At 60.1% G+C, this 22007-nt stretch carries 20 protein-coding genes; 9 read left to right on the top strand and 11 right to left on the bottom strand.

Annotated elements, in window-relative coordinates; translation table 11 throughout:
- Window positions 1–183 precede the first annotated feature (183 nt).
- Both uxaC and L6R44_RS07940 read left to right on the top strand, forming a co-directional pair.
- Window positions 184–1596, top strand: coding sequence for a glucuronate isomerase (gene uxaC, locus L6R44_RS07945; protein ID WP_237423800.1), 1413 nt, complete (start codon window positions 184–186; stop codon window positions 1594–1596).
- Between the two features lie 17 nt (window positions 1597–1613).
- The gene (locus L6R44_RS07940) at window positions 1614–3101 is read left to right on the top strand and encodes a UxaA family hydrolase (protein WP_237423799.1); all 1488 of its coding nucleotides are present in this window, start codon (window positions 1614–1616) and stop codon (window positions 3099–3101) included.
- Between the two features lie 86 nt (window positions 3102–3187).
- Here L6R44_RS07940 and sstT read toward each other — a convergent pair whose 3' ends face one another.
- From sstT to L6R44_RS07920, 4 genes are all read right to left on the bottom strand, one after another.
- Window positions 3188–4429: a serine/threonine transporter SstT gene (gene sstT, locus L6R44_RS07935; RefSeq protein WP_237423798.1), complete on the bottom strand. Its 1242-nt coding sequence runs from the start codon at window positions 4427–4429 to the stop codon at window positions 3188–3190.
- Between the two features lie 271 nt (window positions 4430–4700).
- Window positions 4701–5669, bottom strand: a complete 969-nt coding sequence (locus L6R44_RS07930) for a TerC family protein (RefSeq protein ID WP_237423797.1) — start codon at window positions 5667–5669, stop codon at window positions 4701–4703.
- A gap of 251 nt (window positions 5670–5920) precedes the next feature.
- Window positions 5921–6919 carry a Gfo/Idh/MocA family protein gene (locus L6R44_RS07925; protein WP_237423796.1) on the bottom strand — a complete coding sequence of 333 codons (999 nt, stop codon included), beginning with the start codon at window positions 6917–6919 and terminating at the stop codon, window positions 5921–5923.
- 70 nt (window positions 6920–6989) lie between these two features.
- Window positions 6990–7493 (bottom strand): YgjP-like metallopeptidase domain-containing protein, encoded by a 504-nt coding sequence (locus L6R44_RS07920; RefSeq protein WP_237423795.1) that lies wholly within the window; start codon window positions 7491–7493, stop codon window positions 6990–6992.
- An 83-nt stretch (window positions 7494–7576) separates the two neighbouring features.
- On the opposite strand from L6R44_RS07920, the gene rlmG reads away from it, so the two are divergent.
- Window positions 7577–8713, top strand: coding sequence for a 23S rRNA (guanine(1835)-N(2))-methyltransferase RlmG (gene rlmG / locus L6R44_RS07915; RefSeq protein ID WP_237423794.1), 1137 nt, complete (start codon window positions 7577–7579; stop codon window positions 8711–8713).
- A gap of 109 nt (window positions 8714–8822) precedes the next feature.
- Here the strand turns inward: rlmG and L6R44_RS07910 are convergent, their stop codons facing one another.
- The 3 genes from L6R44_RS07910 to lsrR form a co-directional block, all read right to left on the bottom strand.
- On the bottom strand, window positions 8823–10844 hold the full coding sequence (locus tag L6R44_RS07910; RefSeq protein WP_237423793.1) for an NADPH-dependent 2,4-dienoyl-CoA reductase: 2022 nt from the start codon (window positions 10842–10844) through the stop codon (window positions 8823–8825).
- 197 nt (window positions 10845–11041) lie between these two features.
- Window positions 11042–12628, bottom strand: coding sequence for an autoinducer-2 kinase (lsrK, locus tag L6R44_RS07905; protein WP_237423792.1), 1587 nt, complete (start codon window positions 12626–12628; stop codon window positions 11042–11044).
- Between the two features lie 33 nt (window positions 12629–12661).
- Window positions 12662–13633, bottom strand: a complete 972-nt coding sequence (lsrR, locus tag L6R44_RS07900; protein ID WP_237423791.1) for a transcriptional regulator LsrR — start codon at window positions 13631–13633, stop codon at window positions 12662–12664.
- Window positions 13634–13848: 215 nt separating this feature from the next.
- On the opposite strand from lsrR, the gene lsrA reads away from it, so the two are divergent.
- From lsrA to lsrG, 6 genes are read left to right on the top strand one after another with little or no spacing between them, the layout of a single operon-like run.
- Window positions 13849–15336: an autoinducer 2 ABC transporter ATP-binding protein LsrA gene (gene lsrA / locus L6R44_RS07895; protein WP_237423805.1), complete on the top strand. Its 1488-nt coding sequence runs from the start codon at window positions 13849–13851 to the stop codon at window positions 15334–15336.
- Window positions 15333–16364: an autoinducer 2 ABC transporter permease LsrC gene (gene lsrC / locus L6R44_RS07890; RefSeq protein WP_237423790.1), complete on the top strand. Its 1032-nt coding sequence runs from the start codon at window positions 15333–15335 to the stop codon at window positions 16362–16364. The genes lsrA and lsrC overlap by 4 nt, the downstream gene beginning before the upstream one ends.
- On the top strand, window positions 16365–17342 hold the full coding sequence (gene lsrD / locus L6R44_RS07885; RefSeq protein WP_032642246.1) for an autoinducer 2 ABC transporter permease LsrD: 978 nt from the start codon (window positions 16365–16367) through the stop codon (window positions 17340–17342). It abuts the gene before it with no gap.
- 1 nt (window position 17343) lies between these two features.
- Entirely contained in the window at window positions 17344–18345 is a 1002-nt protein-coding gene (gene lsrB / locus L6R44_RS07880; RefSeq protein ID WP_045330886.1) for an autoinducer 2 ABC transporter substrate-binding protein LsrB, read from the top strand.
- Between the two features lie 11 nt (window positions 18346–18356).
- A complete protein-coding gene (lsrF, locus tag L6R44_RS07875) occupies window positions 18357–19244 on the top strand; it encodes a 3-hydroxy-5-phosphonooxypentane-2,4-dione thiolase (protein WP_237423789.1) in 888 nt (295 codons plus the stop codon).
- The gene (gene lsrG, locus L6R44_RS07870) at window positions 19241–19534 is read left to right on the top strand and encodes a (4S)-4-hydroxy-5-phosphonooxypentane-2,3-dione isomerase (protein WP_237423788.1); all 294 of its coding nucleotides are present in this window, start codon (window positions 19241–19243) and stop codon (window positions 19532–19534) included. The genes lsrF and lsrG overlap by 4 nt, the downstream gene beginning before the upstream one ends.
- 43 nt (window positions 19535–19577) lie before the next feature.
- On the opposite strand, the gene L6R44_RS07865 is transcribed toward lsrG, so the two are convergent.
- From L6R44_RS07865 to L6R44_RS07850, 4 genes are read right to left on the bottom strand one after another with little or no spacing between them, the layout of a single operon-like run.
- Window positions 19578–20222 carry a hypothetical protein gene (locus tag L6R44_RS07865; RefSeq protein WP_237423787.1) on the bottom strand — a complete coding sequence of 215 codons (645 nt, stop codon included), beginning with the start codon at window positions 20220–20222 and terminating at the stop codon, window positions 19578–19580.
- A 4-nt stretch (window positions 20223–20226) separates the two neighbouring features.
- Window positions 20227–20928, bottom strand: coding sequence for a fimbrial biogenesis chaperone (locus tag L6R44_RS07860; protein WP_237423786.1), 702 nt, complete (start codon window positions 20926–20928; stop codon window positions 20227–20229).
- Window positions 20921–21451: a fimbrial protein gene (locus tag L6R44_RS07855; RefSeq protein ID WP_032642235.1), complete on the bottom strand. Its 531-nt coding sequence runs from the start codon at window positions 21449–21451 to the stop codon at window positions 20921–20923. Before L6R44_RS07855 ends, L6R44_RS07860 begins: the two co-directional genes overlap by 8 nt.
- 9 nt (window positions 21452–21460) lie before the next feature.
- Window positions 21461–22006, bottom strand: coding sequence for a fimbrial protein (locus L6R44_RS07850; RefSeq protein ID WP_237423785.1), 546 nt, complete (start codon window positions 22004–22006; stop codon window positions 21461–21463).
- Window position 22007 lies beyond the last annotated feature (1 nt).

The raw sequence follows: 22007 nt of genomic DNA, 5'->3' as shown, positions 1-22007 counted from the left end.
TGTCGCGGACAAAGCCAGTAATGGCGCGGGATGCAGAACGGTTTACTCCGTTGAGGGTAATTTATTTGTTGACGTTTATTGATCTCACTCACGAAAAAAGCTTCGGTCGGTGGAAATTGGTGTGATAACTTTGCAGCATATGAACATACGCTTTCTGACGCTCCCGTAATGAGGATGACGATAATGACGCCGTTTATGACCGACGATTTTCTGTTAGATACCGAATTTGCTCGCCGCCTGTACCATGACTACGCTAAAGACCAGCCGATTTTCGACTACCACTGCCATTTGCCGCCGCAGCAGGTTGCCGAAAATTACCGTTTCAAAAACCTGTATGACATCTGGCTGAAGGGTGACCACTACAAATGGCGCGCCATGCGCACCAACGGCGTCGCGGAGCGCCTGTGTACCGGCGATGCGACCGACCGCGAGAAGTTTGACGCCTGGGCGGCGACCGTTCCGCACACCATCGGCAACCCGCTCTATCACTGGACGCACCTTGAGCTCCGCCGTCCGTTTGGCATCACCGGCAAACTGCTCTCCCCAGCGACCGCCGATGAGATCTGGGATCGCTGCAATGCGCTGCTGGCGGAGGAGAACTTCTCCGCGCGCGGCATCATGAAGCAGATGAACGTGAAGATGGTGGGTACCACCGACGATCCGATTGACTCTCTGGAGCATCATGCCGTTGTCGCCAAAGACGCCTCTTTTGATATCAAAGTGCTGCCAAGCTGGCGCCCGGACAAAGCCTTCAACATTGAGCAGGCCACGTTTAACGACTACATGGCGAAGCTGGCAGAAGTGTCGGATACCGATATTCGCCGTTTCGCTGACCTGCAAACCGCGCTGACCAAACGTCTGGATCACTTCGCGGCGCACGGCTGTAAAGTCTCTGACCACGCGCTGGACGTAGTGCTGTTCGCGGAATCAAGCGAGGCCGAGCTGGACAGCATCCTGGCGCGTCGCCTGTCCGGTGAATCGCTCAGCGAGCACGACGTGGCGCAGTTCAAAACGGCGGTACTGGTGTTCCTCGGTGCGGAATACGCGCGTCGCGGCTGGGTGCAGCAGTACCACATCGGTGCGCTGCGCAATAACAACCAGCGCCAGTTCAAACTGCTGGGCGCGGACGTGGGCTTCGACTCCATCAACGATCGTCCGCTGGCGGAAGAGCTGTCAAAACTGCTGAGCAAACAGAACGAACAAAACCTGCTGCCAAAAACCATCCTTTACTGCCTGAACCCGCGTGATAACGAAGTGCTGGGCACCATGGTTGGCAACTTCCAGGGCGAAGGGATGCCGGGCAAAATGCAGTTCGGTTCCGGCTGGTGGTTTAACGATCAGAAAGACGGCATGGAGCGTCAGATGACGCAGCTCGCGCAGCTGGGCCTGCTGAGCCGCTTTGTCGGCATGCTGACCGACAGCCGCAGCTTCCTGTCCTATACCCGTCATGAATATTTCCGCCGCATTTTGTGCCAGATGATTGGCCGCTGGGTGCACGCGGGCGAAGCGCCAGCGGACCTCCAGCTGCTGGGCGACATGGTGAGAAACATCTGCTTTAACAATGCGCGTGACTACTTCGCCATTGAACTGAACTAGGGCCGTTTGAGGTTGATATGCAATACATCAAAATCCATTCGCTGGATAACGTTGCCGTCGCGCTGACGGATCTCGGTGAAGGCGACGTGGTGACCGTTGATAACCAGAGTACCACCCTGCGTCAGGCGATCGGTCGCGGACATAAGTTTGCCGTGAAGCCCATCGCTAACGGGGAGAACGTCGTTAAGTACGGGCTTCCGATTGGGCATGCGCTGGCGGATATCGAGCCGGGTGAACATATTCATTCCCACAATACCCGCACCAATCTGAGCGATCTGGACGAGTATAGCTATCAACCTGATTTACCTGCGCAAGCGCGGGAGGCGGCGGATCGTGAGGTGCAGATCTATCGCCGCGGCAACGGCGAGGTGGGGATCCGCAACGAGCTGTGGATCCTTCCAACCGTCGGCTGCGTCAACGGGATTGCGCGTCAGATCCAGACGCGTTTTCTGAAAGAGACTCGCGATGCCGAAGGCATCGACGGGGTGCATCTGTTCAGCCACACCTACGGCTGTTCACAGCTGGGCGACGACCACATCAACACCCGCACCATGCTGCAAAACATGGTGCGCCACCCGAACGCGGGCGCGGTGCTGGTGATTGGCCTGGGCTGCGAGAACAATCAGGTAGACGCCTTCCGCGACACGCTGGGCGAGTTCGATCCTTCGCGCGTCCATTTTATGGTGTGTCAGCACCAGGATGACGAAGTGGAGGCGGGCCTGGAGCATCTGCACCAGCTGTACGAGGTGATGCGCCAGGACACGCGCGAGCCGGGCAAGCTGAGCGAGCTGAAGTTTGGTCTGGAGTGCGGCGGGTCCGATGGCCTCTCCGGCATTACCGCTAACCCGATGCTGGGCCGCTTCTCGGACTACGTGATCGCCAACGGCGGCACGACGGTGCTGACCGAGGTGCCGGAAATGTTCGGGGCAGAGCGTATTCTGATGAGCCACTGCCGCGACGAAGCGACGTTTGAGAAGACCGTCACCATGGTGAACGACTTCAAGCAGTACTTCATCGCCCACAATCAGCCGATTTATGAGAACCCGTCGCCGGGTAACAAAGCTGGCGGGATCACTACGCTCGAAGAGAAATCCCTGGGCTGCACCCAGAAAGCGGGCGCAAGCCAGGTGGTTGACGTGCTGCGCTACGGCGAGCGCCTGAAAACCCACGGTCTGAACCTGCTGAGCGCACCGGGTAATGACGCCGTTGCCACCAGCGCGCTGGCGGGTGCCGGCTGCCATATGGTGCTGTTCAGTACCGGTCGCGGTACGCCGTACGGCGGTTTTGTGCCGACGGTGAAAATCGCCACCAACAGCGAGCTGGCGGCGAAGAAAAAACACTGGATTGACTTTGATGCCGGGCAGCTTATCCACGGCAAGGCGATGCCGCAGCTGCTGACGGAGTTCGTGGACGCGATTGTGGAATTTGCCAACGGCAGGCAGACCTGCAACGAGAAGAATGACTTCCGCGAGCTGGCGATCTTTAAGAGCGGTGTGACGCTTTAAGTACTTTGTCGGGTGGCGCTGGCGCTTACCCGACCTACTAAACCCTGTAGGCCCGGTAAGGCGTAGCCGCCACCGGGCTTTTCTTTTTAACTGCGCAGGGCGTTCTTCGCTAAACGCGCGTCTTCCGCCTGGCAGGCCGCTGCGGTGAACAGCACGTCGGTAGAGGAGTTCAGGGCCGTTTCGCAGGAGTCCTGCAGTACGCCGATGATAAAGCCGACGGCCACAACCTGCATCGCGATTTCGTTCGGGATGCCGAACATATTGCACGCCAGCGGGATCAGCAGCAGCGAGCCGCCCGCCACGCCGGACGCGCCACAGGCACACAGCGATGCCACCACGCTCAGCAGCAGCGCCGTTGGCAGATCCACCGGAATACCCAGCGTATGCACCGCGGCCAGGGTCAGCACGGTGATGGTGATCGCCGCGCCAGCCATGTTCACGGTCGCACCCAGCGGAATGGAGACGGAGTAGGTATCGCGGTCCAGGTTCAGCTTCTCTGCCAGCGCCATGTTAACCGGAATATTTGCCGCAGAGCTGCGGGTGAAGAACGCATACACGCCGCTCTCGCGCAGGCAGGTCAGCACCAGCGGATACGGATTGCGGCGGATCTGCCAGAACACCAGCAGCGGGTTGATCACCAGCGCCACCAGCAGCATACAGCCGACCAGAACAACCAGCAGCTGCGCGTAGCCCCACAGCGCGTCAAAACCGGTGGTGGCCAGCGTGGAGGAGACCAGCCCGAAGATCCCGATTGGCGCAAAGCGAATCACCAGCTTCACCATAAAGGTGACGGCGTTCGACAAATCGTTGACCAGGTTTTTCGTGGTGTCGTTACCGTGACGCAGCGCAAAGCCCAGACCAATCGCCCAGACCAGGATGCCGATGTAGTTTCCGTTCATCAGCGCCGTGACGGGGTTAGAGACCATGCTCATCAGCAGGCCGCGAAGCACTTCGACAATGCCGGACGGCGGCGTGATGTCACCGGCCGCGCTGGTCAGATGCAGCGTAGACGGGAACAGGAAGCTAAATACAACGGCCGTTAAGGCAGCCGAGAAGGTTCCCAGAAGATACAGGAACAGAATAGGGCGAATGTTGGTTTTTTGTCCGTGCTGGTGATTGGCAATTGAGGCCATGACCAGCATCAGAACCAGAACCGGTGCGACGGCCTTCAGTGCGCCGACGAACAGCGTCCCGAGCAGCCCAGTGGCTTCTGCAGCAGGTTTTGACACCATGGCCAGCAGAATACCCAACACCAGCCCGACCAGAATTTGTTTAACGAGGCTGCCCTGCGCCAGGCGCGCGAACAGACCGCTTGATTGTGTGCTCATACGTTATTCCTGAGTGAAATTGCGTTCCATCCTGGATGTGCTCTTAGTCACATTTATGTCCGGATGTAAGTAAATGTTTGCCTGGTCGAGTATATGGAATGTGCGAATAGAGGGAAGCGTAAAATGCTGGATTTTACGTGTTGCGTCATGTTTTTTAACTATTGATTAACGAAAATGCCGGGTGGCGCTGCGCTTACCCGGCCTACATTGTATTTCTCCCTCTCCCCGTGGGAGAGGGGCGGGGTGAGGGCGTCAGCCCGCACCGAACGTTTTATTCCACCTGCTGCTTCTTATCGTGCTGGCGGTTAACCCAGGTATTGATAATCAGCGTCACGATCAGAATGCCAAACACCACGCCGAGCGAGATAGCGATCGGGATATGGTAGAAATCGACGATCAGCATCTTGATACCGATAAACACCAGGATCACCGACAGGCCGTACTTCAGCATGGAGAAGCGCTCCGCCGCGCCCGCCAGCAGGAAGTACATCGCACGCAGGCCCAGAATGGCGAACAGGTTTGAGGTCAGAACGATGAACGGGTCGGTGGTGACGGCGAAAATGGCCGGGATGCTGTCCACTGCGAAAATCACGTCGCTCAGCTCAACGAGAATCAGCACCAGCAGCAGCGGCGTGGCAAACAGCAGGCCGTTCTTGCGCACGAAGAAGTGCTCGCTCTCGATCTTGTCGGTCATGCGCAGGTGGCTGCGGATCCACTTCACCAGCGGACGATCGCCAATCGCAGAGCCGTCCTCTTTCGCCAGCGCCATTTTGACCCCGGTGAACAGCAGGAACGCGCCGAAGACGTACAGCAGCCATTCGAACTGGGTAATCAGCCAGCTGCCGGCGAAGATCATAATGGTACGCAGGATAATCGCGCCCAGAACGCCGTACACCAGCACGCGGCGCTGCAGCGACGCAGGCACGGCAAAGTAGCTGAACAGCATCAGCCAGACGAAGACGTTATCAACGGCGAGGGCTTTTTCAATCAGATAGCCGGTGAGGAAGGCGAGCGCCTGGGGATCGGCCACCGCCCGGCCTTCGGTCGAGGCCAGATACCACCAGAATGCCGCGCAGAAGAGCAGGGAGAGCGTGACCCACACCAGAGACCAGACGGCGGCCTGCTTCATGGTCATGCCGTGCTCGCCGCGACGCCCCTGTAAAAAGAGGTCGATCGCCAGCATGATGAGCACGACAACCGCGAATCCGCCCCACAACATGGGAGTGCCGACAGAATGCATACTATTTTCCTTACACATAAAAAACAAAAACGGCTATGGTCAGAAGACGATAGCCGTTAGCTTTTTATGCATAGACCTCGCCTTCCGGCAAGGTCTCACTTACAACCACGAGGGTTGCCCGGCGACCGGATGCGGTTTTGCACGCATCGTAATGACGATCCACCGGCGAAGAAGTTACTCCCCTTTGCAGGTAACAAAATATGTCAGACCATTGGTTTCGTCAATGGTCTGCGCCGTTTCATTACACAGCTTTACGCGATAACTTCCGTGCTCACGCCGTCCGCCGGGAAGACCACGCCGGTCTGACGGCGGATCTCCGTCTGCAGCTTCGCCGTGGTGCGGCTCACCGCGAGGCCCGGGTGATTCACTTCGTTGTCTTCCACCAGTCGGGCGAAGACCTCTGCCTCATAGAGCATAGTGTTAATATGCTGAGGCTGCGTCAGCTCCTGCGCTTTGCCGCCGCGAGGCACAAAGCTCACTTTCTGGCACTCGGAGATCTTCTCGATAACCAGCGACCCGGCTTCGCCCTGAATTTCGCTCGGCAGCACGGAATCGCTCACCTTGGAGTGCTGCAGCGTGACGCTGAAATCACCGTAATCGAGCACCGCTAGCCCGTGCGCATCCACTCCGCTTTCCAGCAGGCTGGCGGTGGCCGTCACGCCGTGCGGCTCGCCCCACAGGGCCACGGCGGAGGCCAGGCAGTAGAAGCCGATATCCATAATCGAGCCGTTCGAGAAGGCCGGGTTAAAGGTGTTCGGGTTCTCGCCGTCGAGGTAGCGCTGGTAGCGCGACGAGTACTGGCAGTAGTTAATAAAGGCTTTACGCACTTTGCCAATTTTCGGCAGCGACTGCTGTATCAGCAGGAAATTCGGCAGGCTGGCGGTTTTGAACGCTTCGAAGAGCACCACCTGGTTTTCGCGGGCAAGCGCGATGGCGGCTTCCACTTCCTGGATATTCGACGCCAGCGGCTTCTCGCAAATCACATGCTTTTTGTGGCTGAGGAACAGCGTCGTCTGCGGGAAGTGCAGGGAGTTCGGGCTGGCGATATACACCGCGTCTATGGCGTCGCTTTGCGCCATCTCATCCAGCGAGGTAAAGAGATGCTCGACGAGGTAATCGTTGGCAAAACTCTGCGCCTGCTCAAGGCTGCGGGAATAAACTGCGGTAAGTTTAAGTTTGCCGGTTTCGTGGGCGGCGTCGACGAACTGGCGCGTGATCCAGTTCGTTCCAATGACTGCGAAACGTATCATAAACGTTTACGTACTCCGTAGCGGGGAACCTTTAGCCACTGTAGCACGTCATCATGACAATTCGCGTGCGCTACTGCGCATTACTCTTTAACGATAAATGCGTCAGCCACAGCCGGGTATCAAACTCCAGCTGGTGATACTGCGGCTCCATGTGGCAGCACAGGGAATAGAACGCTTTGTCGTGCTCTTTCTCTTTCAGGTGCGCCAGCTCGTGGACCACAATCATCCGCAGAAAGGCTTCCGGCGCGTTGCGGAAAACCGTCGCCACGCGGATCTCGGCCTTCGCCTTCAGCTTGCCGCCCTGCACGCGTGAAATCGCCGTGTGCAGGCCGAGCGCATTTTTCAGCACGTGGATTTTGTTGTCGTACATCACCTTGTTGATCGGCGGCGCGCTCCTCAGATACCGGCTTTTCAGATCCTGCGTATACTGCCAGAGGGCTTTATCGGTCGTGAAATCGTGCGTGCCGGGGTAGCGTTTTTCCAGCACCGCGCCCAGCTTCTGCTCGGCAATCAGGCTGCGAACCTGAGAAAGTAATTGCTCCGGGTAGCCCTGGAGATAAGTAAGTTGGTTCATCAACGCCCCAAATTGACAATAAAACGGGTATACTCACGCACCCTTTTCAGGGATACGCCAAATTTTACCATTCAGGAGGGCCGATGAGCCACTTAGACAACGGTTTCCGTTCACTCAACCTTAAACGTTTCCCGGAAACGGACGACGTTAACCCGCTTCAGGCGTGGGAAGCGGCGGATGAATATCTGCTGCAGCAGTTGGATGACGCTGAAATCCGCGGCCCGGTTTTGATCCTGAATGACGCGTTTGGCGCCCTGGGCTGCGCCCTGGCGGAGCACAAACCTTACAGCATCGGCGATTCCTACCTGAGCGAGCTGGCGACGCGTGAAAACCTGCGCCATAACGACATCGACGAGTCCAGCGTGAAGTTTCTCGACAGCACCGCGGAGTACCCGCAGGCGCCGGGCGTGGTGCTGATCAAAGTGCCAAAAACCATGGCGCTGCTGGAACAGCAGCTGCGCGCGCTGCGTAAGGTCGTCACGCCAGAAACCCGCATCATCGCGGGCGCCAAGGCGCGCGATATCCACACCTCGACGCTGGAGCTGTTCGAGAAAGTCCTCGGCCCGACCACCACGACGCTGGCGTGGAAAAAAGCGCGCCTGATCAACTGTACCTTCAGCGCACCGGAGCTGGCCGACGCGCCGGAGACCCTGAGCTGGACGCTGGAAGGCACCGACTGGACCATCCACAACCACGCGAACGTCTTCTCCCGCACCGGCCTGGATATCGGGGCGCGCTTCTTTATGGAGCATCTGCCGGAAAATCTGGAAGGGGAAATTGTCGACCTCGGCTGCGGCAACGGCGTGATTGGCCTGACGCTGCTGGCGAAGAACCCGGACGCCAGCGTGGTGTTCAGCGACGAGTCGCCGATGGCGGTGGCGTCGAGCCGTCTGAACGTGGAAACCAACCTGCCGGACGCGCTGGACCGCTGCGAGTTTATGATTAACAACGCGCTCTCCGGCGTCGAGCCGTTCCGCTTCAACGCCGTGTTCTGTAACCCGCCGTTCCACCAGAAGCACGCCCTGACGGATAACGTCGCCTGGGAGATGTTCCACCACGCGCGCCGCTGCCTGAAGATTAACGGCGAGCTGTACATCGTGGCGAACCGCCACCTGGACTACTTCCACAAGCTGAAGAAGATTTTCGGTAACTGCGTCACCGTTGCGACCAACAACAAGTTTGTGGTGCTGAAGTCGGTGAAGCTGGGGCGCCGTCGGTAAGATTGTTATCCCCTTACCCTAACCCTCTCCCCAGAGGGGAGAGGGAACGGCTCGGTGCGGTCTTTTCTCCCTCACCCCTTTGGGGAGAGGGCCGGGGTGAGGGGAAAAATCAAATCGCTAATGCCAACTTCGTCCCCTGCGCAATCGCGCGCCGCGCGTCCAGCTCCATCGCCACGTCGCACCCTCCAATCAGATGCACGGTTTTACCGGCCTCGCGCAGCGGATCCGCCAGATCGCGCTTCGGCTCCTGCCCGGCACACAAAATCACGTGATCCACGCGCAGCAGCTGCGGCTCGCCGCCGATCGTAACGTGCAGGCCCTCGTCGTCGATCTTTTCGTAGCTCACCGACGGGATCATCTTCACCCCGCGCGAGAGCAGGGTGGCGCGGTGGATCCAGCCCGTGGTTTTGCCCAGCCCTTCGCCCGGCTTGCTGGCTTTACGCTGCAGCATCACGATCTGGCGCGGGCTCTTCGGCAGCTGCGGCCCTTCCGGACGCAGGCCGCCGGACTGGCTCAGGCTGGTATCAATGCCCCATTCCACGCAAAACTCGGCAATGTTCTGGCTGGTGGCCTCACCCGGCTGGCTTAGGTACATGGCGGTATCAAAGCCAATTCCGCCGCAGCCGATAATCGCCACCTTCTCGCCAACCGGCGTTTTGTCCCGCAATACGTCCAGATAGCTCAGCACTTTTGGATGGTCGATACCGGCGATCGTAGGCGTGCGCGGTACGATCCCGCTCGCCAGGATCACTTCATCAAAACCGATCAGATCCGCCGCGCTGACAAACTGATTGAGCCGCAGCTCGACGCCCGTCAGGTCGATCATCCGGCGGTAGTAGCGCAGGGTTTCGTAGAACTCCTCTTTGCCGGGGATCTGTTTGGCGATATTAAACTGCCCGCCAATCTCGCCTGCGGCGTCAAATAGCGTCACGCTGTGGCCGCGCGAGGCGGCATTCACTGCAAACGCCAGGCCCGCCGGGCCCGCGCCCACGACGGCCAGGCGTTTTATGCTGGCCGCCGGAACGACCGGCATTTTAGTTTCGTGGCAGGCGCGCGGGTTGACGAGGCAGGAGGTCACCTTGCCGACGAAGATCTGATCCAGGCAGGCCTGGTTACAGCCGATGCAGGTGTTGATCTCATCCGCGCGTCCGCTTTGCGCTTTGGACAGCAGCTCGGCATCCGCAAGGAACGGCCGCGCCATCGACACCATGTCGGCATCGCCGCGCGATATCACATCGTCCGCCACCTGCGGGTCGTTAATGCGGTTGGTGGTGACCAGCGGAACAGACACTTTGCCCTTCAGCCTGCGCGTCACCCAGCTGAACGCCGCGCGCGGCACCGGCGTGGCGATGGTCGGGATGCGCGCCTCGTGCCAGCCGATGCCGGTGTTAATGATGGTGGCACCTGCGGCTTCAATCGCCTGCGCCAGCTGCACGGTTTCGTCGAACGTGCCGCCGCCCTCCACCAGGTCGAGCATCGACAGGCGGAAGACGATAATAAAATCTGTTCCTGTTCGTTCGCGCACCGCGCGCACCACTTCTACGGCAAAGCGCATGCGGCGGACGTAGTCGCCGCCCCATTCGTCCTCGCGCTGGTTGGTACGGGCCGCGAGGAATTCGTTGATTAGATAACCTTCTGAGCCCATGACTTCGACGCCGTCATAACCTGCTTCACGCGCCAGCGCCGCGCAGCGGGCAAAGTCGTCGATCAGCGCGAGGATCTCGTCGTGGGTGAGGGCGTGAGGTTTAAAGCGGTTAATCGGCGCCTGAATAGCCGACGGTGCGACCAGGTTCGGCTGATAGCTGTAGCGTCCGGTGTGCAGGATTTGCAGGGCGATTTTGCCGCCCTCGCGGTGTACCGCGTCGGTCACAACGCGGTGGTGCGGCAGCTGTGACGCGTCGTTCAGCACCGCGCCGCCTTCCATGCCGACGCCGGAAGGGGCAGGGGCTACGCCGCCGGTGACGATCAGCGCCACCCCGTGGCGGGCGCGCTCGGCGTAGAAAGCCGCCAGACGCTCGGCCCCGTCCGGATGCTCCTCCAGACCGGTGTGCATCGAGCCCATTAACACGCGGTTTTTAAGGGTGGTGAACCCCAGATCGAGGGGGGCGAATAACGACGGGTAGCGGCTCATAGTCTCTTCCAGTGTAAAATTATTGTTATGTGGTCGGATGAGTTACTAATTTAGCCAGCGGCAGCGGAAAGGTAAAAGCGGGATCGAATGATTGTGATAGATCTCAAAGAACTTTGCCCCTCACCCCGGCCCTCTCCCCAGAGGGGAGAGGGTGAAAGGCCGCACGGAGCAGTCCCCTCTCCCCTCGGGGGAGAGGGTTAGGGTGAGGGGCGTGTGTCGCACACCAGCCCCGGCGCCTGCCACATCGACGTCGTCAGCCCGCTGTCCACCAGCCCAAGCTGGTCGGCATACACCGCCTGCCATTTCTGCATCATGCCGTCGTACAGCTCGCGGTGCGCCGGGTTCGGCGTAAATTCCCGGCTCCACTTCACCAGCCGCTCGCCCGTCGAGGCCATATCGGCAAACAGCCCCGCGCCGGTGCCGGCGGCAATCGCGCAGCCGAGCGCCGTCGCCTCTTTCACCTCCGGCACGCGCACCGGCAGGCCGGTGACGTCGCTTAAAATCTGGCTCCACAGCGCCCCTTTCGAGCCTCCGCCCGCAAACACCAGGCTGTCAAACGCTACGCCGGAGAAGCGCGAAATCTGCACCAGGTTGCAGGCCGAAACGATTGCCGCGTTCTCCTCCAGGGCGCGGAACAGCGTCGCTTTGTTGCACTTTTCCGGGTCGATGGAGAGGTTAATAAACGACGGCGCGGCGTGGTACCACTGCTTAAAATGCATCGCGTCGGAGAAGATCGGCATCACCCCGTGGGAGCCCGCCGGCACGCGGCTCGCCATCTCTTCCAGCAGGGAATAGGTGTCCACCCCCATCCGCTCGGCAATCAGCTTTTCCTCCGCACAGAAGGCGTCGCGGAACCAGCGCATGGTCAGCCCGGTAAAGAAGCTGATCGACTCCGCCTGCGCCATGCCGGGGATCACGTGCGGGTTGATGCGGATGTTCATGTCCGGGTCGGTGCGCACCTGCGGCAGGTTCACCACCTGCTGCCAGAAGGTGCCGCCCAGCACCGCCGTTTGCCCGGCGCGAACCACTCCCAGCCCCAGACAGCCCAGCTGCACGTCGCCGCCGCCCATCACCACCGGTGTACCCTCGCGCAGGCCGCTCTGCTGTGCGGCTTCACGGTTAACGGCACCCAGCAGGGTACCGGTCTCTTTTACCGGGGAGAGGATATCGGCGCGCAGCCCGGCCATGTCGAGCAGCGCCGGACGCCAGTCGCGGGAGAAGAGGTCCAGCATGCCGGTGGTGCCCGCGTTCGACGGGTCAACCGCCAGCTCGCCGGAGAGCTTCGCCGCCAGCCAGTCGCCGATCATGGTGATGGTGGCGGCGTTGCGGTAGATGTCCGGGCGATGGTGCGCCAGCCACAGCAGGCGCGGCATGGCGCTCAGCGCCAGAGTTTGCCCGGAGACGTCATAGACTTCGGATTCAAAGCGGTTGTCGTGGATCTCTTTGAGTTCGGCCACCTCGCGGCTGGCGCGGGCGTCGACGTTGGCGCAGGCCCAGATGGCCTCGCCGTTGCGGTCATACAGCACGATCCCTTCGCGCATGGAGCAGCAGGCGACGGACTGAATATCCGCCGCGCCGAGCTGCGCGCGCGCCAGCACCTGATGGATACACTGGCAGGCCAGCCGCCAGTTGGTGTCGAGGTCGAACTCCATCGATCCCGGCACGTTTTCCACGCTCAGGTGCTTCCACTCGGCCTGGCCGACGGCAATCTGGTTGCCCTGCAAATCGAAAATCACGGCGCGAACGCTGCCGGTCCCTGCATCTAACGCTAAAAGGTAGCTCATGAGCTTGCCTCGCTGTTTGCGCAGGGCGGGCTCTTATTCGGCCAGAGCCAGCACCGCGCGGGCTGTCGTCTCCTCCGTCACCAGGCCATTGATACGGCGACCCTTCAGTGCGGCATAAATCGCATCGGCTTTCTCTTCCCCGCCGGCCACGCCAACGATGGTGGGCAGCTGCGCCAGCTCATCGAGCGTGACGCCGAGTAATTCTTTGTGGATCTCCAGCTCCTCAACGCATTCGCCTTCGGCATTGAGGAAATAGCCGAGAATGTCGCCGACCGCGCCTTTGCGGGCGTACATCAGCTGTTCACCTTCGCTGATGTAGCCGGAGCGCAGTATCGTGGCGTCGCGGCGCTGGTTCACCGAACCAATCCCAACCACCGCCACGTCGGCGGCGGTGGCCGCGAGGATCACGTCCCGCACGCTGGTTTCGCGCTTTAAGATCCCGGCAACGGAGGCGGATGACACGCGCAGCGGGGCGGGGATCATGCTGACGCTGCAGGCCGCGTCCAGCTGGCCGATACCGGTCATATACGGCCCGACGCCGCCGGAGAGCGTCACCAGGCGGATCTGCTGCGAGCTGATAAAGCCGCTCAGGTGCTGCAGGCTGCTCATGGTGGTTTCACCAAAGCCCACCGCCAGCAGCTGGCCGGGCTCCAGCACGCCCATCAGCGACTGCGCCGCGCCAATACCGAGCCGCACGTTCATCGGCGGCGTATTTAACGCGGGCATGACGCGCACCAGCTTCAGGCCGAAGCGCTGCTGTAGCTCGGTCTCCAGCGCCAGGCAGCCCTCGTAGCGGGAGTTGATCTGCACGCGGATCACCCCGGACTGGCGGCCCTTCTCCAGCAGGCGAGAAATCTTCAAACGCGGCAGCCCGAGGCGTTCGCCAATGTCGTTCTGGGTCAGTCCGTCGTGGTAGTAGCACCAGGCCACGCGCGCCACCAGCTCCTCTTCCGCCAGCGCCAGCCCGGCAAACCGTCCTTCTTCCGCAGTGCGTTTATCGCTCATAGTTGAACTCTTATAAAAATTTAGATCATATGTTCGTGATGGCGCGAAGGGAAAATGTGAGCCACGCGACAAAACGGATCATTTCGATCGTTTCTGGTTTATCTGAATCTCAATCGATAAAACTGTGATCCCTGCACGGTTGTAAATATAGTTCACCGTCTACGCTTTTGAACATTATTAAATCTAAAAATCATTTGTTCAATAGCGGAGCGATGATGACCCCACTTCTCGACGCGCGAAGTATCAGCAAGCAGTTCTCCGGCGTGCCGGTTCTAAAAGGCGTTGATTTCACGCTGCTTGCGGGCCAGGTGCACGCGCTGATGGGCGGGAACGGCGCGGGAAAATCGACGCTGATGAAGATCATCGCCGGGGTTGAAACGCCGGACGGCGGTGAACTTTCGGTTGCAGGGGAGTCTTTTGCACACCTTACGCCCGCGCAGGCGCACAGGCTCGGCATTTACCTGGTGCCGCAGGAGCCGATGCTGTTCCCCAACCTGACGGTGCGGGAAAACATCCTGTTTCGCATGCCGCGCGAACGCGATCGTGAAAAGCGGCTGGCGGAAAAACTCGAGCAGCTGCAGTGCCGGCTTAACCTCGACGCCGCCGCCAGCACCCTGGAAGTGGCGGATCAGCAGATGGTGGAGATCCTGCGTGGGCTAATGCGCAACGCCAGGATCCTGATCCTCGACGAACCTACCGCCTCCCTCACGCCGGGCGAAACCGAACGCCTGTTCCGCCAGATCCGCGCGATGCAGGCGCTCGGCGTCGGGATCGTGTTTATTTCCCACAAGCTGCCGGAAATCCGCCTGCTTTCGAGCCACGTCTCGGTGATGCGCGACGGCGCGGTGGTGCTGAGCGGCGAAACCGCGCAGTTTGACGATAGCGCCCTGATCGCCGCCATGACGCCGGTGAGCCGGGAAAAATCCCTGAGCGATACGCAAAAACTGTGGCTGGCGCTGCCGGGCAACCGGCGCACCCAGCCGCAGGATTTCCCGGTGCTGCGGGTGGACGATCTCACCGGAGAAGGTTTTATCGATCTGAGCCTTGAGATCTACGCGGGAGAGATCGTCGGCCTGGCCGGGCTGGTGGGATCCGGACGTACCGAGTTTGCCGAAACCCTTTACGGCCTCCGCCCGGTGCGCGGAGGTCGCGTCTGGCTGGAGAATCAGGATATCACCGGCGATCCGGTCAGTTTTCGGCTGGAAAAAGGCCTGGTTTACCTGCCGGAAGACAGGCAGGTGTCCGGCCTGTTCCTCGACGCGCCGATCCGCTGGAACACCGTGGCGCTGAACGAGCCGTCCCTCTGGCAGCAGCGCAAGCGGGAGTCTGCGGTGGTGGAGCGCTATCACCGGGCGCTCGGGATCAAGCTCAACCATGCGGATCAAACCGTGCGCACGCTCTCCGGCGGCAACCAGCAGAAGGTGCTGCTGGCGCGCTGTCTGGAGGCCAATCCGCTATTACTCATTGTCGATGAACCGACGCGCGGCGTGGACGTCTCGGCGCGCGCCGACATCTACCAGCTGATAAAAAGCGTGGCGGCGCAGAACGTCGCGGTGCTGATGATCTCAAGCGATCTCGACGAGTTCCCGGGGCTCGCGGACCGCGTGCTGGTGATGCATCAGGGCGTACTGAGCGGCGAGCTGCCGCGTCATGCCGTCAGCCTCGACAGGATGATGGCGCTGGCGTTCGGGGGGCAATCATGAAGACCTTACTGAAAAACCGCGAGCTGAGCGCGCTTCTCGCCATTCTGGCGCTGTTCGCCGTGCTGGTGGCGCTGAACCCGTCCTACCTGAGCTTACAGACGCTGGGGATGATCTTCGCCAGCTCGCAGATCCTGATCCTGCTGGCCATCGGCGCGGCGCTGGTGATGCTGACCCGCAATATTGACGTTTCAGTTGGCTCGACCGTTGGGCTGTCGGCAATCGCCGTCGGCGTGGCGCTCAACGGCGGCTACAGCCTGCCCGTTTCCATTCTCTTCGCGCTCTCCATCGGCGCGCTGGCCGGGGCGTTCAACGGCTTTCTGGTGGTGGGTCTGCGCATTCCGGCGATTGTCGCCACCCTCGGCACGCTGGGGCTGTATCGCGGGGCGATGCTGCTCTGGACCGGCGGGAAGTGGATTGAAGGGCTGCCGCCGGGGCTGAAATCCCTCTCCGAACCGCTTGCCATCGGCATTTCGCCGCTCGGTGTGGTGGTGTTGATCGTAGCAGCCGCAGGGGCGTGGACGCTGTCGCGCACCGCGTTCGGTCGTGATTTCTACGCCGTCGGGGATAACCTCGCCGCCGCGCGCCAGCTGGGCGTGGCGGTGAACCGCACCCGCATGATTGCCTTCACCCTCAACGGCATGCTGGCGGCCTGCGCCGGGATTGTCTTTGCCGCGCAGATTGGTTTTGTCCCCAATCAGACCGGCAGCGGGCTGGAGATGAAGGCCATCGCTGCCTGCGTGCTCGGCGGTATTTCGCTGCTGGGCGGCACGGGCACGCTGATTGGCGCGCTGCTCGGTGCGTTCTTCCTGACGCAAATCGACACCGTGCTGGTGCTGTTCAGACTCCCGGCGTGGTGGAACGACTTTATCGCCGGGATGGTGCTGCTGGGCGTGCTGGTGCTCGACGGGCGGCTGCGTCAGGCGCTGGCGCGCCATCAGCGGGCGCTGAAGTACGGTCGTTTCCAGCCGGGTAACAGAGGGGGAAAGCACGTCACCCCGTTTCCCAAACGCAAAAAAGAGGTGGCGTAAATGAGGCTTAACTGGGAGAGCGCGCTGCTGATATTGCTGGTGCTGGAGATCCTGCTCTTTGGCGCCATCAACCCGCGCATGCTCGACGTCAACATGCTGCTGTTCAGCACCAGCGATTTTATCTGCATCGGGATTGTGGCGCTGCCGCTTACGCTGGTGATCGTCAGCGGCGGGATCGACATCTCGCTGGGCTCGACCATCGGCCTGTGCGCCATCGCGCTGGGGGTGATGATGCAGGCCGGGTGGCCGATGGCGGTGGCCATTCCGCTGACGCTGCTGCTCGGCCTGCTGTGCGGGCTGGTGAATGCGGCGCTGATCCACTACACCGGCATCAGCCCGCTGGTTATCACCCTCGGCACGCTCTACCTCTACGGTGGCGGGGCGCTGCTGCTTTCCGGCATGGCGGGGGCGACGGGCTATGAGGGCATCGGCGGCTTCCCGGACAGCTTTACCGCCTTCGCTAACCTCACGGTGCTGGGCTTGCCGATCCCATTGGTGCTGTTCGCGGTGATTACCGTCTTCTTCTGGCTCATTACCCACCGCGGGCGCTTTGGTCGTCATCTGTTTTTGATTGGGCAAAACCCCCGCGCGGCGCGCTATGCGGCACTGTCGGTGAACGGTATGCCCTACGCGCTGTACGGTCTGGTGGGCGTGGCTTCGGCGATTGCCGCGCTGGTGATGGTCTCCTATTTCGGCTCCGCGCGTTCGGATCTGGGGCGCGATTTGCTGATGCCCGCGCTCACCGCCGCCGTGCTCGGCGGAGCGAATATCTACGGCGGGTCAGGTTCGGTTGTGGGGACGGCGCTGGCGGCGCTGCTGGTGGGCTACCTGCAACAGGGTTTACAGATGGTCGGCATCCCCAACCAGGTATCGAGCGCGCTGTCAGGGGCGCTGCTGGTTGTGGTGGTGATGGGACGTTCGCTGAGTCTGCACCGCGAATGGGTGCGTTCTCTCTTTAAAAAACTATCCGGAGCGTAAGATGAAAACAAAACTGCTCGTCCTGGCAATGGCCCTCAGCTTCGCCTCGGCGCAGGCGGCGGACCGCATTGCCTTTATCCCGAAACTGGTGGGCGTGGGGTTCTTCACCAGCGGCGGCAACGGCGCGAAAGAGGCGGGGAAAGATCTTGGCGTGGACGTCACCTACGACGGCCCAACAGAGCCGAGCGTTTCCGGCCAGGTTCAGCTCATCAACAACTTCGTTAACCAGGGCTACAACGCGATTATCGTCTCCGCCGTGTCGCCGGACGGATTATGCCCGGCACTCAAGCGCGCGATGCAGCGCGGCGTGAAGGTGCTGACCTGGGATTCCGACACCAAACCGGAGTGCCGCAGCATTTACATCAACCAGGGGACGCCGGAACAGCTCGGTGGCCTGCTGGTGGAGATGGCGGGCAAGCAGGTCACCAAACCCAATGCCAAAGTGGCGTTCTTCTACTCCAGCCCGACGGTCACCGACCAGAACCAGTGGGTAAAAGAGGCGAAGGCCAAAATCGAGAAAGATCATCCCCAGTGGCAGATCGTCACCACCCAGTTTGGCTATAACGACGCCACCAAATCCCTGCAGACCGCCGAGGGGATCCTAAAAGCGTATCCGGATCTGGATGCGATCGTTGCGCCGGACGCCAACGCGCTGCCGGCGGCGGCGCAGGCGGCGGAAAACCTGAAGCGGGAAGGGGTGGCGATTGTTGGGTTCAGCACGCCGAACGTGATGCGCCCGTACGTGGAGCGCGGCACGGTAAAAGCCTTCGGCCTGTGGGACGTGGTGCAACAGGGCAAAATTGCGGTCAATGTCGCCGATCGTTTACTGAAAAAAGGCGATCTTAACGTTGGCGACAGCGTAGAGGTGAAAGATCTCGGCGCGCTGAAGGTCGAGCCAAACAGCGTGCAGGGCTACCAGTATGAGGCGAAGGGCAACGGCATCGTGCTGCTGCCGGAGCGCGTGGTGTTCACCAAAGAGAACATCAGCAAATACGATTTCTGACGGGGGAGCAAATGGCTGATTTAGACGACATCAAAGACGGGAAGGATTTTGGCATCGGCACGCCGCAGGTCAACGTGCCGTACACCCTGAAGGGCTGCGGCTCGCTGGACTGGGGCATGCAGTCCAGGCTTTCGCGCATCTTCAACCCGCAGAGTAATCGCACGGTGATGCTGGCCTTTGATCACGGCTATTTCCAGGGGCCGACCACCGGCCTTGAGCGTATCGATCTCTCCATCGCCCCGCTGTTTGGCGAAACCGACGTGCTGATGTGCACCCGCGGCATCCTGCGCAGCACCGTGCCTGCGGCCACCAACAAGCCGGTCGTGCTGCGCGCCTCCGGCGGTAACTCGATTCTGAGCGAATTGTCCAACGAGTGCGTGGCGGTGGCAATGGAGGATGCCCTGCGCCTGAACGTCTGCGCGGTCGCGGCGCAGGTCTACATTGGCAGCGAGTTCGAGCATCAGTCGATTAATAACATCATCAAGCTGGTGGACGCGGGGGCGCGCTACGGCATGCCGACGCTGGCGGTGACGGGGGTGGGGAAAGAGATGGCGCGCGACGCGCGGTATTTCTCGCTCGCCAGCCGCATCGCCGCCGAAATGGGGGCGCAGTTCGTCAAAACCTACTACGTGGATGAAGGCTTTGAAAAAGTCACCGCCAGCTGCCCGGTGCCGATCGTCATCGCCGGGGGCAAGAAGCTGCCGGAGCACGAGGCGCTGGAGATGTGCTGGCGCGCGATTGACCAGGGCGCATCCGGCGTGGACATGGGGCGCAACATCTTCCAGTCCAGCGCGCCGCTCGCCATGCTGAAGGCGGTGAAAAAGGTGGTTCACGAGAACTGGAATGCCCGCGATGCGTTCCAGTTCTGGCAGGAAGAGAAACAGGGAGAAGCAAAATGAACGTGACGTTAGTGGAAATCAACATCAGGCCCGAGCGGGTAGACGAGTTTCTGACGGTGTTTCGCGCCAACCACGAGGGGGCGATTAAGGAGCCGGGAAACCTGCGCTTTGACGTGCTGCAGGATCCGAGGGTGAAAACCCGGTTCTTTATCTACGAGGCCTATAAAGACGAAGAAGCGGTGCTGGCGCATAAGCAAACCCCGCACTATCTGGCGTGCGTGGATAAGCTTGAGGAACTGATGTCAGAGCCGCGCAAAAAACGCAGTTTTGTGGGGCTGTTGCCGGAGTAGGGGCTTTGCCGGGCGGATAGCGGACCGCCCGGCCATAATGTTCTTATTTCTTCGCTTTCTGGATTGCCATGATCAGCGCCTCTTCGGAGACGTTGCCGCTCATTACGCTCACCCGATGGATCTCCGGATCTTGCTCCTGCGGCATCACGACGAACGCTGGCGTGACGGTGAAACTCATCGCCTGAGCCAGGGCGACGTTTGTTTCCTGCACGGCAGCCGCGAGCGGCTGCTTGTCGGTCGCAGCCAACGCTTTAAAAATGAAGCGCACGTCCGGGTTTGATTTTTCGACATTGCTAAGCATTTCACTGGCCGCCTGGCCTGCCGGGCTCGTCTCATCCAGGAAGACGATAACGGCTGCTTTTGCTGTTTTTGGGCCATGTTCCGGACTTTTGCCGTTGAGCAGAGCATCGCGCTGGTGCAGCGCGGCCTGCACGAAGGCCTGCTGCTGAGCTACCTGCTGGCGCTGACGAAGATTTTCACCAGCAGCCACCAGAAACTCAGGATGCTCTGCCAGGTAGGTCGCAACAAGCTCGCCCATTTTTTCAGGATGCGCTTCAAACCAGGCTTCCGCAGCTTTGCCCGTTTGCTCGATTTGTTGCGGCGTGAGCGTGTTGGCCGGCTCCGCGCTAGCCTGAAAGGCGGGGAAGAGTGATACGCAAAGCGCGAGAGGGAGGAAAGGGTTTTTCATAGGGTTATCTCACATGTCGAGTGATTTCGGGCAGAATGCGTCCGTACTCGTTGATAGCGTGCCAGCGGATATCACAGCGGCTTGCCTGCTGGCATCCTGCGAAGGTGCGCTTCGCATAAGGAGCAACGAGGCCGCTGTCGGCCAATTTTTTATCATTGAGCGAAAGTTGAAACAGCGTGACGTAATAGGGCGTTGGGTTTTCCACGGTCACTGCGCCATTACCGTATGACCAGCGTAATGCCTGGTAGGCGCCGTCAGGTTCGCCGGGCAGTTTGGCCGGGCGATAGAAGAGCTTGAAGCGGGAGCGAACCGCAGTCTGCACGCTGTTGCCCCCATTTTTCCCCTCAGGAATGGCCGCGACAATCAGGGTAAAAAGTGACTCACGATCGGTCGGCAGCGCACCGTCGGTAAAGGTCAGGCGGACGGTATTTTCCCGGTCGGGTCTGAGGGTAAAAAGCGGCGGGGTGGCAATGAACGTGTTTTGTGTCGTCTCAGGCTGGTCCGCGCCTTTCCAACTGCCTCCCGCATTGACTTTCGTGTGAATCAGCCACGTGCTTGTCGACGGGTTACGTACCGCGAAGGTGATTGATTTCTCGCCCGCCGGATAAATGAAACGCGTTCCGCTGATAACCACGCCAGCGTGAGCGGCGGGCACGGCGGTAAGCAACGCGCAGGCGCTGAGCAGGATGCCGGGAAAATTAAGCATAATTGACGATAAACGTGGTGGACGCGTTGGCCGTCCCGGTCGTCACGTCTGTGACAGTCGAGACATAGCGAGCAAAGAAGATAAACGCCAGCGTATCGCTGGCCTGCGCGGGCGTAAGCGTTGAGCTGGGTTTGCCCATGGGAATAAGCGTTTTATCCTGATTATAGATCCCAATGCCTATCCCCGTCGCGCTGGCAGCGTCGGGTGTAAGGGCAAGAAGGGAAGGATTGCTCTTATCAGGCGCACCTTCAAAGCTGATGCTCATGTTCTGCTTTGAACCCTGGCAGTTTTCCAGATTTATCGTAAAGGATTCGTAATAGCTACTGTCGCCGACCTGGGTGAATTGATTGCGCTGAACGTTCCCCATTTTGACAAGCAGTGCCTGAGAGTCGGTGGCGACGGTACAGGTTCGTTGGTTGATTTTGCCATTAATATAGACCGTGCCGTCATGCGCCTGGACGGGCAGGCAGAAGGCAAACCCTGTATAAACGGTGGCAACGATCCAGAAGATTATTGGTTTCATGGCGCGCTCTTATTGATAAAGAAGGTCAAAATACATCACGGCGGTCGCGTCCCCCGGCGTCACGTCCTGACGGGTTGATTTATAACGCAGGTTGAATGTCAGTTCGTTATCACCGGTCCGAAGCGGAAAGGTAGCTGATTCAGTATTGTTAATGGGCACTATGCTCTGGTCCGCATCGCTAATTTCCACACCGAGACCTGTCGCCATCGTGCTGCCTGTTCCTTTGCCCGTGTCGCTTAACGCAAGCAGCGCCGGGTTGTCAGTATCGGCCAGGCCACTAAACCAGATTTTGGTCCCGTTGATTGCTTTTGAACAATTTTTCAACTGAATATTAAACGGCACCCATGCCGATGTCGCTCCCGTTGACGGGAAATCACTGCTATCGAACTCACCCAGTGAGACGCTTTGCTCCTGGCTTGATGTGTCGACTTCACAGGACTCGCTGATGATGGTTCCCGTCACACGCAGGTTATAGACCGCCCCACTGTCGGCGTACGCGGCAAGAGTATTGAGCAAAGCCAACAGCGTTATTACTTTTAACAAGAATGTTTTCATG

It is taken from the genome of Enterobacter cloacae complex sp. ECC445, from assembly GCF_021892025.1.
GTDB lineage: Bacteria > Pseudomonadota > Gammaproteobacteria > Enterobacterales > Enterobacteriaceae > Enterobacter > Enterobacter chengduensis.
This window is presented reverse-complemented; position numbering and strand designations above follow the sequence as displayed.

What these genes read in the sequence shown, in the direction of transcription:
- L6R44_RS07865 (WP_237423787.1), bottom strand. Translation starts at nt 20,222, where the DNA reads ATGAAAAACCCTTTCCTCCCTCTCGCGCTTTGCGTATCACTCTTCCCC.
- rlmG (WP_237423794.1), top strand. Translation starts at nt 7,577, where the DNA reads ATGAGCCACTTAGACAACGGTTTCCGTTCACTCAACCTTAAACGTTTC.
- lsrF (WP_237423789.1), top strand. Translation starts at nt 18,357, where the DNA reads ATGGCTGATTTAGACGACATCAAAGACGGGAAGGATTTTGGCATCGGC.
- L6R44_RS07860 (WP_237423786.1), bottom strand. Translation starts at nt 20,928, where the DNA reads ATGCTTAATTTTCCCGGCATCCTGCTCAGCGCCTGCGCGTTGCTTACC.
- lsrD (WP_032642246.1), top strand. Translation starts at nt 16,365, where the DNA reads ATGAGGCTTAACTGGGAGAGCGCGCTGCTGATATTGCTGGTGCTGGAG.
- L6R44_RS07920 (WP_237423795.1), bottom strand. Translation starts at nt 7,493, where the DNA reads ATGAACCAACTTACTTATCTCCAGGGCTACCCGGAGCAATTACTTTCT.
- L6R44_RS07910 (WP_237423793.1), bottom strand. Translation starts at nt 10,844, where the DNA reads ATGAGCCGCTACCCGTCGTTATTCGCCCCCCTCGATCTGGGGTTCACC.
- L6R44_RS07940 (WP_237423799.1), top strand. Translation starts at nt 1,614, where the DNA reads ATGCAATACATCAAAATCCATTCGCTGGATAACGTTGCCGTCGCGCTG.
- sstT (WP_237423798.1), bottom strand. Translation starts at nt 4,429, where the DNA reads ATGAGCACACAATCAAGCGGTCTGTTCGCGCGCCTGGCGCAGGGCAGC.
- L6R44_RS07925 (WP_237423796.1), bottom strand. Translation starts at nt 6,919, where the DNA reads ATGATACGTTTCGCAGTCATTGGAACGAACTGGATCACGCGCCAGTTC.
- lsrB (WP_045330886.1), top strand. Translation starts at nt 17,344, where the DNA reads ATGAAAACAAAACTGCTCGTCCTGGCAATGGCCCTCAGCTTCGCCTCG.
- L6R44_RS07930 (WP_237423797.1), bottom strand. Translation starts at nt 5,669, where the DNA reads ATGCATTCTGTCGGCACTCCCATGTTGTGGGGCGGATTCGCGGTTGTC.
- lsrK (WP_237423792.1), bottom strand. Translation starts at nt 12,628, where the DNA reads ATGAGCTACCTTTTAGCGTTAGATGCAGGGACCGGCAGCGTTCGCGCC.
- L6R44_RS07855 (WP_032642235.1), bottom strand. Translation starts at nt 21,451, where the DNA reads ATGAAACCAATAATCTTCTGGATCGTTGCCACCGTTTATACAGGGTTT.
- uxaC (WP_237423800.1), top strand. Translation starts at nt 184, where the DNA reads ATGACGCCGTTTATGACCGACGATTTTCTGTTAGATACCGAATTTGCT.
- lsrA (WP_237423805.1), top strand. Translation starts at nt 13,849, where the DNA reads ATGACCCCACTTCTCGACGCGCGAAGTATCAGCAAGCAGTTCTCCGGC.
- lsrG (WP_237423788.1), top strand. Translation starts at nt 19,241, where the DNA reads ATGAACGTGACGTTAGTGGAAATCAACATCAGGCCCGAGCGGGTAGAC.
- lsrC (WP_237423790.1), top strand. Translation starts at nt 15,333, where the DNA reads ATGAAGACCTTACTGAAAAACCGCGAGCTGAGCGCGCTTCTCGCCATT.
- lsrR (WP_237423791.1), bottom strand. Translation starts at nt 13,633, where the DNA reads ATGAGCGATAAACGCACTGCGGAAGAAGGACGGTTTGCCGGGCTGGCG.
- L6R44_RS07850 (WP_237423785.1), bottom strand. Translation starts at nt 22,006, where the DNA reads ATGAAAACATTCTTGTTAAAAGTAATAACGCTGTTGGCTTTGCTCAAT.